16 protein-coding genes are annotated in these 17,729 nt (G+C 75.2%); 9 read left to right on the forward strand and 7 right to left on the reverse strand.

Annotated features, from left to right (window positions below; all coding sequences use genetic code 11):
* Positions 1–2 precede the first annotated feature (2 nt).
* The 7 genes from BLR12_RS13230 (at position 3) to BLR12_RS13260 (ending at position 7,644) form a co-directional block, all read left to right on the forward strand.
* Positions 3–878, forward strand: a complete 876-nt coding sequence (locus tag BLR12_RS13230; protein WP_091378786.1) for a transketolase — start codon at positions 3–5, stop codon at positions 876–878.
* Positions 875–1,930 carry a transketolase family protein gene (locus BLR12_RS13235; RefSeq protein WP_091378789.1) on the forward strand — a complete coding sequence of 352 codons (1,056 nt, stop codon included), beginning with the start codon at positions 875–877 and terminating at the stop codon, positions 1,928–1,930. The genes BLR12_RS13230 and BLR12_RS13235 overlap by 4 nt, the downstream gene beginning before the upstream one ends.
* 15 nt (positions 1,931–1,945) lie before the next feature.
* On the forward strand, positions 1,946–2,707 hold the full coding sequence (locus tag BLR12_RS13240) for an SDR family NAD(P)-dependent oxidoreductase (protein ID WP_091378792.1): 762 nt from the start codon (positions 1,946–1,948) through the stop codon (positions 2,705–2,707).
* A 251-nt stretch (positions 2,708–2,958) separates the two neighbouring features.
* Complete coding sequence (locus tag BLR12_RS13245; RefSeq protein ID WP_176832500.1) at positions 2,959–4,443, forward strand: GntP family permease; 1,485 nt, start codon at positions 2,959–2,961, stop codon at positions 4,441–4,443.
* Between the two features lie 3 nt (positions 4,444–4,446).
* Positions 4,447–5,772 (forward strand): four-carbon acid sugar kinase family protein, encoded by a 1,326-nt coding sequence (locus BLR12_RS13250; protein WP_091378795.1) that lies wholly within the window; start codon positions 4,447–4,449, stop codon positions 5,770–5,772.
* Between the two features lie 34 nt (positions 5,773–5,806).
* Complete coding sequence (pdxA, locus tag BLR12_RS13255) at positions 5,807–6,844, forward strand: 4-hydroxythreonine-4-phosphate dehydrogenase PdxA (RefSeq protein ID WP_091378798.1); 1,038 nt, start codon at positions 5,807–5,809, stop codon at positions 6,842–6,844.
* Between the two features lie 14 nt (positions 6,845–6,858).
* On the forward strand, positions 6,859–7,644 hold the full coding sequence (locus tag BLR12_RS13260) for a DeoR/GlpR family DNA-binding transcription regulator (protein WP_091378801.1): 786 nt from the start codon (positions 6,859–6,861) through the stop codon (positions 7,642–7,644).
* A gap of 75 nt (positions 7,645–7,719) precedes the next feature.
* On the opposite strand, the gene BLR12_RS13265 is transcribed toward BLR12_RS13260, so the two are convergent.
* The 4 genes from BLR12_RS13265 to BLR12_RS13280 all read right to left on the reverse strand — a co-directional run bounded on the left by BLR12_RS13265 (position 7,720) and on the right by BLR12_RS13280 (position 10,793).
* Entirely contained in the window at positions 7,720–8,082 is a 363-nt protein-coding gene (locus tag BLR12_RS13265) for a hypothetical protein (RefSeq protein ID WP_091378804.1), read from the reverse strand.
* Positions 8,083–8,198: 116 nt separating this feature from the next.
* Entirely contained in the window at positions 8,199–9,320 is a 1,122-nt protein-coding gene (locus BLR12_RS13270; RefSeq protein WP_091378807.1) for a glycerate kinase, read from the reverse strand.
* Between the two features lie 24 nt (positions 9,321–9,344).
* Entirely contained in the window at positions 9,345–10,358 is a 1,014-nt protein-coding gene (locus BLR12_RS13275) for an NADPH:quinone reductase (RefSeq protein WP_091378809.1), read from the reverse strand.
* A gap of 39 nt (positions 10,359–10,397) precedes the next feature.
* Positions 10,398–10,793, reverse strand: coding sequence for a VOC family protein (locus BLR12_RS13280; protein ID WP_091379869.1), 396 nt, complete (start codon positions 10,791–10,793; stop codon positions 10,398–10,400).
* Between the two features lie 201 nt (positions 10,794–10,994).
* On the opposite strand from BLR12_RS13280, the gene BLR12_RS13285 reads away from it, so the two are divergent.
* Both BLR12_RS13285 and BLR12_RS13290 read left to right on the forward strand, forming a co-directional pair.
* The gene (locus BLR12_RS13285; RefSeq protein ID WP_091378812.1) at positions 10,995–11,804 is read left to right on the forward strand and encodes an alpha/beta hydrolase; all 810 of its coding nucleotides are present in this window, start codon (positions 10,995–10,997) and stop codon (positions 11,802–11,804) included.
* Positions 11,805–12,167: 363 nt separating this feature from the next.
* Positions 12,168–13,001 (forward strand): ATP-grasp fold amidoligase family protein, encoded by an 834-nt coding sequence (locus BLR12_RS13290; RefSeq protein ID WP_176832502.1) that lies wholly within the window; start codon positions 12,168–12,170, stop codon positions 12,999–13,001.
* A gap of 64 nt (positions 13,002–13,065) precedes the next feature.
* Here the strand turns inward: BLR12_RS13290 and BLR12_RS13295 are convergent, their stop codons facing one another.
* The 3 genes from BLR12_RS13295 to BLR12_RS13305 all read right to left on the reverse strand — a co-directional run bounded on the left by BLR12_RS13295 (position 13,066) and on the right by BLR12_RS13305 (position 17,710).
* Entirely contained in the window at positions 13,066–15,669 is a 2,604-nt protein-coding gene (locus BLR12_RS13295; RefSeq protein ID WP_091378816.1) for a bifunctional FO biosynthesis protein CofGH, read from the reverse strand.
* Between the two features lie 215 nt (positions 15,670–15,884).
* Positions 15,885–16,733, reverse strand: a complete 849-nt coding sequence (locus BLR12_RS13300; RefSeq protein WP_091378820.1) for an ABC transporter permease subunit — start codon at positions 16,731–16,733, stop codon at positions 15,885–15,887.
* Positions 16,730–17,710, reverse strand: coding sequence for an ABC transporter ATP-binding protein (locus BLR12_RS13305; protein ID WP_091379872.1), 981 nt, complete (start codon positions 17,708–17,710; stop codon positions 16,730–16,732). The genes BLR12_RS13300 and BLR12_RS13305 overlap by 4 nt, the downstream gene beginning before the upstream one ends.
* Positions 17,711–17,729: the final 19 nt, after the last annotated feature.

The following is a 17,729-nucleotide window of genomic DNA, read 5'->3' on the forward strand; positions in this document are numbered from 1 at the left end:
TCATGACCTCGCTGAGCACACCGCAGACAGCACGAGCGACCGACGACCGGGCGGAGCGGATCGAGCGGATCCGCCAGGCCGCGTACCGCATCCGCCGCAACGCCCTGGACATGGGGAAGGTGCAGGGGCAGGGCTACATCGGGCAGGCGCTGGGTGTGGCCGACGTCCTCGCGGTCGTCTACGCCGACCAGCTGCGCTTCCGCCCCGAGGACCCGCACTGGCCCGACCGCGACCGGTTCCTGCTCTCGATCGGCCACTACGCCATCGCCCTCTACGCGGCGCTGGCCGAGGCCGGCACCATCCCGGCCGAGGAGCTGGAGACCTACGGCTCGGACGACTCCCGGCTGCCGATGTCGGCCATGGCCTCCTACACGCCGGGCGTGGAGATCTCCGGCGGCTCCCTGGGCCACGGGCTCCCCGTGGCCACCGGGATGGCGCTCGGGCTGCGCCACCAGGGCAACGGGGCCCGGGTCTACAACCTGCTCTCCGACGGCGAGCTGGACGAGGGCTCGACCTGGGAGGCGGCGCTGGCCTGCGCCCACCACGGCCTGGACAACGTCACCGCGATCGTCGACGTCAACGCGCTCCAGGCCGACGGGCCCACCGCCGGCGTGCTGCGCACCGAGCCGGTGACCGACAAGTGGCGGGCCTTCGGCTGGCACGCCCTGCGCGTCGACGGCAACGACGTCCCCGCGCTCGTCGACGCCTTCGACGAACTCCGCGCGCACCGCGGCTCCCCCTCGGTGCTGATCTGCGACACCCGCATCGGGTGCGGTGTGCCGCTGCTGGAGACCCGCGAGAAGGCCCACTTCATGCGGGTGGAGGAGCACGAGTGGCAGACCGCCCGCGACCAGCTCCAGGGAGGACTGGACCGATGACCAGCACTGCACCGAAGAAGCGGCTGACCACCTCGGCGATGATCGCCTCGTTCGCCGACCCCGGTCAGCGCACCACCAGTGCGCCCTTCGGGCACGCGCTCAACCGGCTGGCCGAGCAGCGGCCCGAGGTCGTCGGGCTGTCGGCGGACCTCGCCAAGTACACCGACATGCACGTGTTCCGCGACGCCCACCCGGAGCGCTTCTTCCAGATGGGCATGGCCGAGCAGTCGCTGCTCGGGACGGCGGCCGGGATGGCGGAGGTCGGCCTGGTGCCGTTCGCCTCCACCTACTCGGTGTTCGCCACCCGGCGGGCCTACGACTTCCTCTGCCTGGACATCGCCGAGCCGAACCTGAACGTCAACGTCGTCGGCGCCCTGCCCGGCCTCACCACGGGGTACGGGCCGAGCCACCAGGCCACCGAGGACCTGGCGATCCTCCGCGGCTGCCCGAACCTGACGATCGTCGACCCGTGCGACTCGGTCGACATCGAGCAGGCCGTGCCAGCACTCGCCGACGCACCCGGCCCCACCTACCTCCGCCTGCTGCGCGGGGCGGTGCCGACCGTGCTCGACGAGTACGACTACCGGTTCCAGCTGGGCAAGGCCGCCGAGCTGCGCACCGGCCGGGACGTCGTCCTGATCTCGACCGGCCTGATGACCATGCGGGCGCTGCAGGCCGCGGCCCGGCTCGAGGCCGACTCCGTCGACGTCGCCGTCCTGCACGTGCCGACCATCAAGCCGCTGGACACCGAGGCGATCCTGCGGGCCGCGCGCACCGACCGGCTCGTGGTCACGCTGGAGAACCACACCGTCGTCGGCGGTCTCGCCGAGTCGGTCGCCTCGACCCTGGCCTTCGCCGGGGCGGGCACCCGCGTGGTGCCCATCGCCCTGCCCGACGAGTTCCTCGCCGCCGGGGCGCTGCCCACCCTGCACGACCGCTACGGCCTGTCCACCGACGCCGTCGTCGCCCGCGTCAAGGCCGAGCTCGGCGGCTCCGCCGAGCACCACCCGCCCACGGCCTGGCCGGCCGACCCCACCCCCGCCACCGTCTGACCCCCTGGAGGAACCATGTCCGTCTCCGACAAGACCGCCGTCGTCACCGGCGCCGGCTCCAGGCGCGGCATCGGCCGTGCCACCGCCCACGCCCTCGCCGCCGCCGGCTGGAACGTCGCCGTGCTCGACCTCGACGAGGCCAGCGCCAAGGACGCCGCCCACGAGGTCGCCGAGCGCAACGGCGTGCAGGCCGTCGGTGTCGGCTGCGACGTCACCGACGAGACCTCGGTGGAGAACGCGCTCGCCGTCCTGGACGACGCGCTGCCTCCTGTCGGTGCCGTCGTCAACAACGCCGGCATCACCTCGCCCACGCCCTTCCTGGAGGTCAGCGGCGAGGAGTGGGACCGCATCTTCGCCGTCAACGTGCGGGGCGCGTTCAACGTCACCCGGCGCCTCGCGCCCGGCATGGCCGAGCGTGGCTTCGGCCGCATCGTCTTCCTCTCCTCGGTCTCGGCCGAGCGGGGCGGCGGGGTGTTCGGCGGGGTGGCCTACTCCGCCGCCAAGGCCGGTCAGCTGGGCTTCACCCGGGCGCTGGCCCGCGAGCTCGGGCCGCACGGGGTGACGGTCAACGCCGTCGCCCCCGGGCTCATCGACACCGACATCACCGGCGGCGCCCTGGAGGGGGAGCGCAAGACGCAGCTGGTCGCCGGGATCCCCGTGGGCCGCAACGGCCGGGTCGCCGACGTCGCCGACCTCATCACCTACCTGTGCCGGGAGGAGACCGGCTACATCACCGGAGCCACCTACGACGTCAACGGCGGCTCGCACATCCACTGACCGGTCGGGGTCGGTCCCGCCCGACCGCGACCTGCCCCGACGAGATCGCCGATCTCGCACGGCCGCCGACCCGGGACCGTGCGAGATCGGCGATCTCGTCCTCGCGGACAGTGACGGGTCGCGTCCAGTTGCGCGAACTGCGCAACTATTTGCGTTGAACGCTTGATCTGTGCAGGTTGCGGCTGTCAGGCTCCATGGGCTCCCAACGGCGGGAGCGCCCCCGACGGCGGGGGAGACGGTGGAGGTTCTGCATGGACGTGCAACTCCTGCTGGCCCTGGTCCTGGGCATCGCGACGATCGTGGTGCTGGTGCTGCGCACCCGGCTCGACGCCTTCGTGGCGCTGCTGATCGCTGCCCTGGTGACCGGCTTCGTGGCCGGCTCGCCGGTCGGGGAGACGATCACCTCGATCACGACCGGCTTCGGCAACACCCTGGCCTCGATCGGCATCGTGATCGGCCTCGGCGTGGCGATCGGCAAGATGCTCGAGGTCTCGGGCGCCGCCGCCAGTCTCGCCCAGGTGTTCGTCAGGGCGCTGGGCAAGGGCCGTGAGCACTGGGCGATGGCCGGCACCGGCGCGGTCGTCTCGATCCCGGTGTTCTGCGACTCCGGCTACGTGATCATGAACCCGCTGGCGCGGTCCATCGCCCGGCGGATCAAGGGCCGCTACGTCACCCTGGCCCTGGCCCTGGGCTGCGGCATGACGCTGACCCACCACCTCGTGCCGCCGACCCCCGGCCCGCTCGGCGTCGCCGGCATCCTCGGCGCCGACCTCGGCGGTCTCATCCTGGCCGGTCTGGTGTTCAGCCTGCTGCTCCTGCCCATCGTGATCCTCTACGCGACCTGGATGGGCCCCAAGCTGGAGAGCGAGATCAGCGAGCCCGTGCGGGCCGCGGTCTACGCCGGCACCCCCGCCACGGCGTCCGGTCCCGGTGCGGGCGGCACCGGCACGGTCACCGCCGACGACACCCCGCTGGGCGAGCCGCTGGGGGAGGACCCGGCCCACCAGCTGGGTACCCCGCCCCCCGGTGCCGGGCCGCACCGGGTCGGCGCCGGACTGGCCTCGCTGCCACTGCTCGTGCCGCTGCTGCTGATCGTGCTGAACACGGTCACCACGGCCATCGACCGCAACTCGCAGGGTGCGCTCGGCCCGGACGACGAGTACGTCCCCTCCGGCATCGCCTCGATCATGGCCTTCGTCGGGAACCCGGTCGTCGCCCTGGTCATCGGCATCGTGCTGGCCGTCTACCTGCTGCTGCCCCGCTGGACGCCGCGCAAGCAGGTGCACACCTGGCTCGCCGACGCCGCCGCCTCGGCCGGCCTGATCATCCTGATCACCGGCGCGGGCGGTGCCCTCGGTCAGGTGCTGCGCGACTCCGGCGTGGGTGACGCCCTCGCCGAGGCCGTGGCCAGCATCTCGCTGCCCAGCGTGCTGGTGCCCTTCCTGGTCGCCTCGCTGGTGCGGCTGGCGCAGGGCTCCGGCACCGTCGCGATGATCACCGCCGCCTCGGTCACCGCCCCGCTGATCGGCGCCCTCGGCCTCTCGCCGCTGCTGGCGGCGCTGGCGTGCTGCGCCGGGTCGATGGTGTTCAGCTACTTCAACGACTCCTACTTCTGGGTCGTCACCCGGTTCACCGGGCTGGAGGGCACCGCGGCGCTGCGCGGCTGGTCGGGGATCACCACCGCGGTCTGGGCGGCCTCGCTGCCGCTGCTGCTCATCGCGAGCCTGTTCCTGTAAGCGATGGCCTCCGTCCTCGTCGTCGCCGACGACCTCACCGGTGGGAACGCGACCGCCGCCGACTTCGCCGCCGTCGGACTGCGGGCGGTCACGGCGAGCGCGGTCGACCGCCCGGACGTCGTCGCCGAGATGGTGTCGCGCTTCGACGTGGTGGTCGCGACCACGGAGGCCCGGCACGCCCCGCCGGAGGACGCGGCGGAGCGGGCGCGGGCCGTGGTGCGCGCGGGCTGGCCGGTGCGGCTGGTGTGCAACCGCATCGACAGCACGCTGCGCGGCAACGTCGGCGCCACCACGGCCGCGGTCCTCTCGGAGGTGCGGGAGCTCACCGGCCGCCGGGTCGTGGCGCTGTGCGCCCCGGCCCACCCGGGCGCCGGGCGGCACACCATCGGCGGGCACCAGCTGCTCGGCGGCCGGCGGCTGGAGGAGACCGAGGTGGCCCGCGACGCGCGGACGCCGATGCGCTCCTCGGACGTGGCGGCGATCCTGCGGCAGCAGGCCGAGCTCACCGCCCGGTCGGTGCCGATGGCCGCGGTCACCGGGCCGTCCGGGGAGCTGGTCGAGCTGCTGCGCGCGGCGCTGGACGACGGCGTCGACGTGCTGGTGGCCGACGCCACCACCGTGGAGCACCTGGACCGGGTCGCCACCGCGGCGGTGGCAGCCGCCGACGGGCTGGACCTGGTGTGGGTGAGCAGCGACCCGGGTCCGGGCTCGGTCGCGCTGGCCCGCGCGCTCGGCCTGGACCGGGCCGCGACCGGGGCGCCGCTGCTGGCGGTGTCGGGGTCGGCGACCGACCTCACCCGCCAGCAGCTGGGCGCGCTGGCAGGGGAGGAGCACGTCACCGTGTACCGGGTGCCGACCCTTCCGGACAGCGCCGTCCCGGACGTCGACGCCACGAGCCGGCTGCTCGGGGAGGCGCTGGCGCAGGCCGGTCCCGCGGACGTCGTCGTCCTGGCCACCGTGCTCGACGACACCGACGTCCACCGCATCACCCCGGAGGACGCCGACCGGATCCCGCGCGAGCTCGCCCGGGCCGTGCGCCGCAACCTGGAGGCGCACGCGGTGGGCGGGCTCTACACCACCGGCGGCGACGTCACCGCCGCCGTCCTGGCCGAGCTGGGCTCCTCGGGCCTGGAGATCTGGGAGGCGGTCGTCCCGCTGGCCGTCGCGGGCACCGTCGTCGGCGGCTCCTGGGACGGCCTGCACGTGGTGACCAAGGGCGGGCTGATCGGCGACGCCGACACCGCCGTCCTGTGCATGGAACACCTGCGACGGGCCGTCGAGCGCGACCGACGGCACGTCACCTCCGCCGAGCCACGCACCCGCTGGTAGCACGACGACCACCGAGACTGGAGACGAGACAGACATGACCCGACACGTCCTCGCCGTGACCCTGGGCGACCCGGTGGGCATCGGCCCCGAGATCGTCGCCCGCACGCTGGCCGAGCAGTCCGGTGCCGAGGGGCACCACGGGGTGGCCGTCGGCGACGCCGCCGCGCTGCGCCGCGGTGTCGAGGCGATGGGCCTCGACGTCGAGGTGCGCACCGTCGAGGGCTACGCCACCGCACCGGCCGACGGCGTCATCGACGTCGTCGACACCGGCGTGCTGGGCGACGACGTCCCCGCGTGGGGGCAGGTCGACGCGCGCGCCGGGCGGGCCGCGGTCGCCGCCATCGAGGAGGCCACCCGGGCGGCCATGGCCGGGGAGGTCGCCGGCCTGGTGACCGGCCCGATCAACAAGGAGGCCATCTGGGCGGCCGGCTCCAAGCACCTGGGCCACACCGAGATGCTCGGCGAGCTGACCGGGGTGACGCAGCAGGACACCATGTTCGTCGTCCGCAACACCGCGGCCGAGGGCCACCACCTGCGGATCTTCTTCACCACCCGGCACGTCGCGCTGCGCAAGGCGCTGGACCAGGTCACCCAGGACCGGGTCGAGGAGTCGATCGACCGCGCGCACACCGCGCTGACGGTGTTCGGCGTCGAGCGGCCGCGGCTGGCCGTCGCCGCGCTCAACCCGCACGGCGGGGAGAACGGCAACTTCGGCGACGAGGAGATCGTGCACATCGGCCCGGCCGTCCAGGCGGCGCGCTCCCGCGGGCTGGACGTCGCCGGCCCCGTCCCGGCCGACTCGGTGTTCCACCAGGGCCTGGTCGGGCGGTACGACGGCGTCCTGTCGCACTTCCACGACCAGGGCCACATCCCCGCCAAGACCTTCGACTTCGACGGCACCATCTCGGTGACCGTCGGGCTGCCGGTGCTGCGGACGTCGGTCGACCACGGCACGGCCTTCGACATCGCCGGCACCGGGAAGGCCGGGCACGGGACGATGCTGTCGGCCTACCTGGCCGCGGTCGACTACGCCCCGTTCGTCGACAACATCCGCGCCGCCTACGGGCGCTGACCGCAGGAGCCGCCGTGGACGAGACCGGGACGCGTCGCGCGACGCGGGAGCGGCACGAGGCGCTGCTCGCGCTGCTCCGCGCCGGCGTGGACAGCGTGGAGACCCTGGCCGACCAGGCCGGGGTCTCCCCGTCCACGGTCCGGCGGGACCTCGCCCGGCTCGAGCGCGACGGCAGCATCGCCCGCACCTACGGCGGTGCCCTGGTGCGGGACGAGGTGTTCCACGAGCGGCCCTTCGGGGAGAGCGCCCAGCTCAACGCCGAGGCCAAGGCGGCGATCGCCGCCCGGGCGGCCGAGCTGGTCCCGGCGGAGGGGACGGTGTTCCTCGACGCCGGGACGACGTGCCTCGCCCTGGCCCGGCTGCTGGTCACGGCCGGCCCGCTGACGGTGGTGACCCGGGGGCTGGAGTCGGCACTGCTCCTGTCCCGGGCGGCCGGCGTCCGGGTGATCGTCGTCGGCGGGCAGGTGCAGCCGCTCAGCCACGGCGTCGTGGGCCCGCTCGCGTCGGTCGCGCTGGACCGGCTGGCCTTCGACGTGGCCTTCCTGGGTGCCGACACGGTCGACCCCGAGCGCGGGCTGGGGGAGCCGACCGTCGAGGAGACCCACGTCAAGGAGGTCGCGGCGCGCCAGGCCCGCCGCGTCGTCCTGCTCGCCGACTCCTCGAAGCTGGAGGCGGCGAACGCACCGGCCTGGACCCGGGTCGAGCCCGGCTGGACGCTGCTGACCGACGCGGCCGCGCCCGCGGCGGTGGTCGCCGCCTTCGAGGGGCGCGGGGTGACCGTGGTCGCCGCGGGCGGCTGATCCTGGGCAGGGCGGAGGTGCCGTTCGCGCGCGAACGGCACCTCCGGGCGGGCCCCGCCGGAGGTGGAGTGCCGGTCAGCGGGGCTCGGTGCCCGGCGCGGCCGGTTGCGGGACCCGCGCGGGCAGCTCGGACTGCACCCGCCGCCAGTGGTAGAGGTACAGCGGCGCGGCGATGAGCAGCGTGGTGGCCGAGCCGACCACGCCCAGGACGTCGTTGCGCAGCTGGGACTGCCGGGCGAGCTCCTCCTGCCGCTGCAGCTCGGCCGCGCTGAGCCCCTCCGGTGGCACCGCGAGGCCGTAGTAGCCGGGGTCGGGGTAGAACAGCCCCACCGTGCTGCGGGTCAGCTCCACCGCGGCGAACAGGGCGATCACCAGCGTCACCAGGCAGACGAGGTAGAGGTAGAGGCTGCGGATGGTGAGGCGCTCGGGGAGGGCCACGGCGATCGTCCTCTCGACGGCCGGCGAGGGCTGCGCCGGAACGCGCCGGATCCTCCCGCAGGCACCGGGGAGCGCGGGCTCCGGCGCGTCGCCGTGATCGGATCGCGACCGCCGCGCTACAGCCGGTCGGCCGCGATCCGCGCCGCCAGGCGCTCGAGCAGCGGGCCGGCCTCTGTCATGCAGCGCTCGGGGTCCGGCTCGAGGTCGGTGAGCGCGTGCGCGGCGTCGATGCCGGCCTGCTGCAGCGCCGCGTCGTCCAGGTCGCGCTGCCCGCACACCGCCACGACCGAGGGGACGCCGGCCGCCCGTGCCCGCCGGGCCACCCCGACCGGCGCCTTGCCGCGCAGGCTCTGCTCGTCCAGCGACCCCTCACCGACCACGACCAGGTCCGCGCCGGCCACCAGCCGGTCGAAGCCGAGCAGGTCCAGCAGCAGGTCGATGCCCGGGCGCAGCTGCGCCCCGAGGACGGCGAGCGCGGCGAAGCCCACCCCGCCGGCGGCACCCGCGCCCGGCTCGTCGCGCCGGTCACGGCCGGTGGCCTCGGCGACCGCGTCGGCCAGCCGGGCCAGGCAGCCGTCGAGGAACACGACGTCGTCCGGGCCGGCGCCCTTCTGCGGGCCGTAGACCGCCGCGGCGCCCGACGGTCCGGTCAGCGGGTTGTCCACGTCGCAGGCGACGACGACCTCGGCCCCCTGCAGCGCGGCGGCGACCCCGCCGACGTCCACCCGCGCCAGCCGCTCCAGCCCCGCGCCGCCGGGCCCGACGGGAGCGCCGTCCGCGTCGAGCAGCTCGGCGCCCAGGGCCTGCAGCATCCCGGCGCCGCCGTCGGTGGTGGCGCTGCCGCCGATGCCCAGGACGATCCGGCGGGCGCCGGCGGCCACGGCCGCGGCGACGAGCTCGCCGGTGCCCCGGCTGGTCGCGGTGCGCGCCCGGCGCAGCCCACCGGGGAGCCGGGCGAGCCCGGAGACGTCGGCCATCTCCACGACGGCGACGTCCCCGAGCCGGGCGTAGGCCGTCTCCACCGGCTCGCCGGTCGGGCCGGTCGCGGTCACCGGCACCGCCTGGAAGCCGGCGGCGAGCGCGGCGGCCAGGGTGCCGTCACCGCCGTCGGCGACGGGAAGCGAGTCCACCTCGACGTCCTGGCGGCCGGCGGTGAGGCCGCGTGCGACCGCGGCCGCCACCTCGGTGGCGGTCAGCGATCCCTTGAACTTGTCCGGGGCGACGAGGACGCGAGGCACCGCCCGATCCTGTCAGCCCGCCGATCAGGCCGTGACGTCGATCAGCACCTTGCCGACCGCGCCGTCCTCGACGGCCTGGTGCGCCTGTGCGGTCTCGGCCAGCGGGAAGACGTGCAACGGCAGCCCGGCGTCCGCACCGACCCGCACGGCACCGTCCAGGACGGCGGCGTTGACGTCCTCCACGGCGATCGCCTTGGCCCGCTCCGGCTCGGTGTAGACGAGCACGAACTGCCAGCGGGCGTTCGGGACCATCTGCGCGCGCACCGGCACGGTGACCTCCGCCCCGCCGTCGTCGGCGTACATCGCCACCGCGCCGTGCAGGCCGATCACCTGCGCGTCGACGGCGGCGTTGGTCGCGGCGGAGACCTCCACGATCGCGTCGACGCCCTTCGGCGCGACCTTGCGCACCTCCGCGACGACGTCCTGCCGGCGGTAGTCCACGACGTGCGAGGCACCGGCCGCGGCGGCCAGCTGCGCCTTCTGCGGGCTGCTGACGGTCGCGATCACCGTGGCGTCGGCCCAGCGGGCGAGTTGGACGGCGGCGTTGCCGACCGCGCCGGCGCCGCCCTGCACGAGGACGGTGTGCCCGGTGAGCGCCCCGGGCCCGAGCCGGTCGGGCAGCGACTCGGCGACGGTGAGGCAGCGGTGCGCGGTGAGGAACGGGATGCCCAGCGCCGCGCCCAGCTCGAAGGACGGGCCGGCTCCGAGCAGCACCACCTGCCGCGCCGGCACGACGGTGTACTCCGCCGCCGTCCCGTGCGGGCGCTCCCAGGCCGCCTCCCAGACCCACACCCGCTCGCCGACCAGCACCGGGTCCACGCCCTCGCCGACGGCGTCGACGGTGCCCGAGCCGTCCTGGTCGGGCACCTGGCCGCCGGCGGGCGGCCCGGCGGTGCGCCGGCGCTTCCAGTCGGTCGGGTTGACGCCGGAGAAGGCCAGCCGCACCCGCACCTCGCCCGGGCCGGGCTCGAGGTCGGGGCGCTCGACCAGCTGCAGGACGTCGGGGTCGCCGTTCTCGGTGTAGACGATGGCTCGCACGGTCCACTCTTACCCGGTCCGGCTCCGGCGCGCGCGGGCTCAGGGCAGGTTGAGCTGCCAGGACACCCCGAAGCGGTCGTTCACCCAGCCGAACCGGCGGCTGAAGCCGTGGTCGTCCAGCGGCATCAGGACGGTGCCGCCCTCGGAGAGCCCCGCGAACAACCGCTCGAGCTCCTCGGCCGACCCGGTGTCGACGAAGACGGAGAAGGACGGCGTGAAGGTGAAGTCGTGGACCGGGGGGCTGTCGAAGCAGCGGAAGACCTGCCCGGCGATGGAGAAGGTGGCCTGGGAGACCGTCCCCTCCGCGCCGGGCCCCTCGGCTCCCCACCGGGTGAGGGTGAGGAGGCGGGCGTCGTCGAACAGCGACGTGTAGAGCTCGATCGCGCGTTCCGCGTCGCCCGTGAACATCAGGAAGGGGGTCACCTGCTCCGCCATGCCGGTCACCGTAGGGGCAGCCACCGACGCCCTCCCGGCACCATGACGGCCATGCCACCCCGCGCATCCGGGGGACCCGGTGGAGGACGAGCCGGCAGGTCCCCGAGGAGGTCGCCCGCCCGGACCGGGCAGGACGTCGGGGGACGCCCCCGGCGGCCGGTCGACCGGGACGCCGTCCGGTCGCGCGCACGGGGACGGCGGGTGCTCCGCGGCGTCGTGTCCGTCGTGGTGCTGTTGACTCTCCTGGTGGGCCTGCTGTGGACGTTCCAGCGCTCCCTGATCTACCTGCCCGACGACGGTCCGGTGGGCGCCGCGGGCACCGTCCTCCCTGGTGCCCGCGACGTCGCGCTCACCACCGACGACGGACTGGCCCTCGCCGCCTGGCACCTGCCCGCCGCGGCTCCGGGTGCGCCCACGGTCCTGGTCGCCAACGGCAACGGCGGGCACCGTGGGCTGCGCGCCCCGCTGGCGCGGGCGCTGAACGCCGAAGGGCTGTCGGTCCTGCTGTTCGACTACCGCGGGTACGGCGGGAACCCCGGGAGCCCGAGCGAGGCCGGCCTGGCGCTCGACGTGCGCGCGGCGCGGGACTTCCTGGTGGCCGACGTCGGCGTACCGCAGGAGCGACTCCTGTACTTCGGCGAGAGCCTGGGCGCCGCGGTGGTCACCGAGCTCGCCACGGAGCACCCGCCGGCCGGGCTGGTCCTCCGCTCGCCGTTCGTCGACCTGCCCTCGGTCGGCCGGGTCCACTACCCCTTCCTGCCCGTGGGCCTGCTGCTGCGCGAGCGCCACCCGGTCGCCGAGGCCCTCGCCACCGTGCGGGTCCCGACGACGGTCGTCTACGGCAGCCGCGACACGATCGTGCCGCCGGAGCAGAGCCGGTCCGTGGCCGACGCGGCGGCGCAGCTGCACCGGGTGGTCGAGGTGCCGGGCGCCGACCACAACGACCCCGTGCTGCTCGACGGCCCGGAGGTGGTCGGAGCAGTGGTGGAGCTGGCGCGCCCGGCCGGCTGACCGGGCTCAGGCAGGCATGGGGGACGGCGTCGGCGCGGTGCCGGGTGCCCACCGGCGGGCCGTGCGGCCGATCGGCAGGGCCTCCGCGGCGATGACACCCCCATGGCCACGAAGACCGCGCCGAGCAGGACCCAGTCGCCGGGAGTCAGGTGGTGCGTCACGCCGAGGTCGGGCGGTCCACCGGGGGACGCGGTGCCCGCCACGGTCGAGGTGCAGGAGGCCAGCACGCCCACGACCGCGGCCCAGCTTCCCGCCGCCGTCCGCGTCGCCACCCTCCTCGAGCGGGAGGTAACCGCCGGCGGACGGGGCACGCCACCCGCACCTCGCGTTGCCGGGAGGTCGGATCGCTGGTGGGGTCGGGCGGTGTCCGCCCTCCTCCCGGCGCCGGTGCGCCGGAGCCTGCTGTACCGGCGGACCACCGGCCGGTTCCCGCGGCTGCTGCGGCCGCGGACCTTCACCGAGAAGCTCAACTGGCGGATCACCGTCGACCGCCGGGAGCTGCTCGCGCCCACCTGCGACAAGCTGGCGATGAAGGAGCACGCCCGCACGCTCGCGCCCGGCCTGGTGCGCGTCCCCCAGACGCTCTGGTCGGGCACCGACGTGGCCGGGCTGGCGGACGTCGACCTGCCCGGCTCCTGGGTGCTCAAGCCCAACCACTCCTGCATCCGCCGGCTCTTCGGCCGGGGCCCCGCCGACGTCGCCGACCTGCGCCGGCGCACCGCGGGCTGGGTCGAGGAGCGGTACTGGCGCACGAGCGAGGAGTGGGCCTACCGGCGGGCGCGGCCGGCCCTGCTGGTCGAGGAGTTCATCGGCGTCCCGGGCACGGTGCCCGCCGACCTCAAGGTCCTCGTCGTCGGCGGGGAGCCCCGGCTGGTGGAGCTGCACACCGGCCGGGGCGACGACCACCGCGTCCGCCTCTACTCGCCGGCGTGGGAGCCGCTGCCCTGGACCATCGGCTACCGCCCCGGCCCGGACGCCGCCCCGCCCGAGCGCCTGGAGGACCTGCTCAAGGCGGCCACCGCGCTCGCCGACGGCTTCGACATGCTGCGCGTCGACTGCTACGAGGTGGACGGCGAGCTGTGGTTCGGCGAGCTCACCCCGTACCCGGGCGCCGGCCTCTCGCCGCTCGAGCCGGAGCTCGACGCGCAACTCGGTGCGGCCTGGGCGCTGCCTCCACTCCGGCGCACCCGCGGCTGACCCAGGCCCGCTTCCCGGGACCCGCCCTGAGCCTGCGAAGGGTGGGGAGGAAGGGGGTCCTTCTTCAGGCCGGGGTGATCGAGAGGTCCAGTGCGCGGCGGCCCTCCTCGGAGCGGGCGGTGGCCAGCCGCTCGGCCGACGGGGTGCCGTACTCCGTCGTCCGCTGCCGGGCGGGGCGGCCGATCGCGGCGGCCGTCGACTCCAGCTGGGCGATGGTCTTCAGCGAGCCGTTCTCGCTGCCGGCCATCCGGCTGATGGTCTCCTCCATCAGCGTGCCGCCGAGGTCGTTGGCCCCGCCCTGCAGCACCGCCCGGGTGCCGGCCTCGCCGAGCTTCACCCAGGAGGTCTGGACGTTCGGGATCCGACCGTGCAGCAGCAGCCGGGCCACGGCGTGCACGGCGCGGTTCTCCCGCACCGTGGGCCCGGGGCGGGCGACGCCGGCCAGGTAGATCGGCGAGCTGTGGTGCACGAACGGCAGCAGCACGAACTCGGTGAACCCGCCCGTCTCGTCCTGCACCCGGGCCAGCGTGCGCAGGTGCGCGACCCAGTGGGCGGGGGTGTCGACGTGGCCGTACATCATCGTCGACGTCGTCGGCAGGCCCACCCGGTGCGCGGTGGTGACGATCTCCAGCCAGGTCGCCGTCGGCAGCTTGCCCTTGGTGAGCACCCAGCGGACGTCGTCGTCGAGGATCTCCGCCGCCGTCCCCGGCACGCTGTCCAGCCCGGCCTCGCGAGCGGCCACCAGGAAGTCCTCGAACGACAGCCCGGTGCGGGCCGCGCCGTTGACGATCTCCATGGGGGAGAACGCGTGCAGGTGGATGCCGGGCTGCCGGCGCTTCACCTCGCGCGCGAGGTCGAGGTACGCGGTGCCGGGCAGGTCGGGGTGGATGCCGCCCTGCATGCAGATCTCGGTGGCCCCGGCGGCCCACGCCCGGTCGACGCGGGTGCCGACCTCCTCCAGCGACAGCGTGTAGGCGTCGGCGTCGGTGCGCCGCTGGGCGAAGGCGCAGAACCGGCAGCCGGTGTAGCAGACGTTGGTGAAGTTGACGTTGCGGTTCACGACGTAGGTGACGTCGTCGCCGACCGTGTCCCGGCGGACGGCGTCGGCCAGCGCGCACAGCGCCTCGAGGTCGGCACCGTCCGCACCCAGCAGCGCCAGGTACCCGTCGTCGGTCAGCCCGGCCGGGTCGACCTCCGCGTGCCGCAGGGCGGCGTGCACCGCCGGGTCGCCGGCGGCCAGCGCGGTCGACGTGCCGTCGCGGGCGCTCTCGGTGCGCGAGCGCAGCTCGGCCCAGTCGCCGTAGACCGCGTCGAAGTCGCTGCGCCGGTCGCCGGTCCGCCCGGAGGTGTCCACCTCGACGTGCAGGTCGACCCGGCCCGACGACGTCCACGCCTCGTCGGGCTCCTGCCACGGCAGCCCGGCCGGGACCCGGCCCTCCACGGCCAGCCCGTCCGGCCCGGCGAGCGCGGCGACGTGCGGGCGCACCCGCGGGTCCAGCCACGGCTCGGGGGAGAGCACGTAGGGCGGCTGGGCGGCCAGCCGCTCGCGCAGCTCGTAGCCGGCCTCGGCCGACAGCGCGGCCAGCTTGTCGGTGTTCGGCCAGGGCCGCTCGGGGTTGACGTGGTCGGGGGTCAGCGGGGAGACCCCGCCCCAGTCGTCGACCCCGGCGCGCAGCAGCAGCCCGAGCTCGGTGGAGTCCGACAGGTTCGGCGGCGCCTGCACCCGCGCACTCGGGCCGAGCAGCAACCGGGTCACCGCGACCGCGGCGACGTACTCCTGCAGGTCCAGGTCGTCGTGGGCGGCCATCGCCGTCCGCGGCTTGGCCCGGAAGTTCTGGACGATGACCTCCTGCACGTGCCCGTGCCGCCGTGCGGCGGCCCGGATCTGCAGGACGGCGTCCACCCGCTCGGCGGGTTCCTCGCCGATGCCCAGCAGCACGCCGGTGGTGAAGGGGACGGCGGAGCGGCCGGCGTCCTCCAGCACGCGCAGCCGGACGGCGGGCTCCTTGTCGGGGCTGCCGAAGTGCGGGCCGCCCCGCTCCGACCACAGCCGGGTGGCGGTGGTCTCCAGCATCATCCCCATCGACGCCGACACCGGCTTGAGCCGCTGGATCTCCTCCCAGGTGAGCACGCCGGGGTTCAGGTGGGGCAGCAGCCCGGTCTCCTCCAGCACCCGGATCGCCATCGCCCGCAGGTAGGCCAGCGTCGAGTCGAACCCGTGCGCCTCCAGCCACTCGGCGGCCACCGGCCAGCGGTCCTCGGGGCGGTCGCCGAGGGTGAACAGCGCCTCCTTGCAGCCGAGCGCGGCGCCGGCGCGGGCGACGTCGAGCACCTCGTCGGGGGAGAGGAACGGCGCCTTGCCCTCCGTGCGCAGCGCGCCCGGCGTCGTCACGAACGTGCAGTAGTGGCAGCGGTCGCGGCACAGGTGGGTGAGCGGGATGAACACCTTGCGGCTGTAGGTCACCACCCCCGGCCGCCCGGCCGAGGCGAGGCCCGCGTCCCGCACGCGCCCCGCCGCGGTCAGCAGCCGGTCCAGCGGCTCGCCCTCGCCCAGGCCGCGGGCGTGCAGCAGCGTCTCGGCCTCGACGGCGTCGAGGGAGACGCCGCGCTCGGCGCGGGCCAGTGCGCGGCGCACGGCGGACGGCGAGGGGTTCAGCGGCTCGGTCATCGCTCCGACGCTATCCCCGCGACGTGACGCGCGCGTTCCCCGCCTCGCAGGGGCCCCGACCCGGGTCCCGCGGGCCCCCGCCGCTCGTCCTGGACCTGCGGCCGTCCCTCCCGACGATCATGGAGCCGTGGTGTCGACCCGGCGGGTCCGTCCGGCGCGTCGCCGCACCGACTTCCATGACCAGCTCCCCCGGACGGTGGGGCGGACAGCGGCTCTCAGATGTCGCGCCGGGAGAAGGACATCGCCGTGAGCCCCCACACCACGGCGATCCACACCGCCGCCCAGGCCAGGTAGGCGACGGTCAGGGGGCCATCGCTGAGGAACGGGAACCCGGCCTCGCCGGGGCCCATCTGCACCAGGGCGATCGGGTCCTGGAAGGCGTTCATCGCCCCGCGCCACAGGCCGTCGGTGGGCAGGACGACCCGCGACACGGTGCCCACCCGCTCGACGCCCTCGTTGCCCAGCGCCCCGCCGATCCCGCCGACCACGCCCGCGACCCAGGTCGCCCCGAAGAGGCCGACCGCGATGATGCCCGACGCCATCGGGGAGACGACGCTGGACAGCAGCAGGGCCAGCGTCAGCAGCACGACGGTCTGGGCCGCGAGCAGCGCGAGTCCCCCGGCGGGTGCCGGAGGCCAGTAACCGACCGCTGCGCGGACGACGAGGATCTGGGCGAGGCCGGCCAGGACCACGTAGCCGGAGCCGAAGGCGACCAGGCCCAGCCACTTGCCGAGCAGGACGGCCGAGCGGCGGACCGGCCGGGCGAGCACCGCCAGCGCCTGCCCCGACTCCACCTCGCCGGCCAGCGTGGGCCCGGCGAGGAACGCGGTGCCGATCGCCGCGATGAGGCTGAACCCGAACATGATCAGGTTGAGCAGCACCGAGGCCACGAGGCGGGCCTCGCCGCTGGTCATGGTGCCCAGCTCGGTGTCCAGGCCGATCAGCTTCGAGAACCCCCAGCCGCTGAGCGCGAGGAGCGCGACCGTCAGGACCAGCAGCGCCCAGACGACCCGCCGCCGGAAGGCCTCGCGCAGGGTGAGCCCGGCGACGGTCAGCGCGGTCACCGGGCCGACACCTCGGGCTCGTCGTGGCGCAGGATGCCGAGCAGGCGCTCCTCGAGGCTGATCCGGACCGGCTCGACGGCGTGCACCCGGACACCGAGCCCCACCAGGTCGCGCACCAGGTCCGGCACGGTGACCCCGTCGTCCTCCGCCGGGAGGGCCACGGTGAACCAGTCGCCGGTCCGGGTGAGCGATCCGGCCGCGCGCAGCCGGTCCTCGGCGCGGCCGTCGAGGCCCCCCAGTCGCAGCCGGACCTCGCGCTGCCCGAGCAGCTCCGCCAGGGTGCCCGACGCGGCCACCCGGCCCCGGTCGAGGATCACCACCCGGTCGCAGACGCGCTCCACCTCGCCGATGAGGTGGGAGTTGAGCAGCACGGCGACGCCACGCGACCTCAGCGAGAGCACGATGTCGCGGACGTCGACCCGGCCCAGCGGGTCCAGCGCGCTGGTCGGCTCGTCGAGGACGACGAGCTCGGGCCGGGCGACCAGCGCGACGGCGAGCCCGAGCCGCTGCTGCATGCCCTTCGAGAAGCCCCCGACCCGGTCGCCCGCGCGGTCGCCGAGGCCGACGAGCGCCAGGCACTCCCGCCGCTCGGAGGCACCGACCGGCACACGGGCCAGCCGGACGTGCAGGTCCAGCACCTCGGCCGCGGTCAGCCACGGCTGGTAGCGGAACAGCTCGGGCAGGTACCCGACGGCGCTGCGGGACCGGGGGTCGGTGACCCGTCGTCCCAGCAGCAGCACCTCGCCGGCGTCGGGCCGCACGAGGCCCAGCAGCATCTTGATGACGCTGGTCTTCCCGGCGCCGTTGGGCCCGAGCAGGCCGAGCACCTCGCCCCGGGCGACCGAGAAGGAGACGTCGTCGACGGCGGTCCGGCGTCCGTACCGCTTGTGCAGGCCGGAGCACCAGACCGCCGCGGACGGCGGCAGACCGGTGAGCTCGCCGGCCGCGGGACGCGCGGCGGCGGTGTCGGAGGTCATCCCGCGGACGGTAGCGGCG

Origin of the sequence: Geodermatophilus sp. DSM 45219, assembly GCF_900104025.1 — a bacterium.
In the GTDB taxonomy this organism is placed as follows: Bacteria; Actinomycetota; Actinomycetes; order Mycobacteriales; family Geodermatophilaceae; genus Geodermatophilus.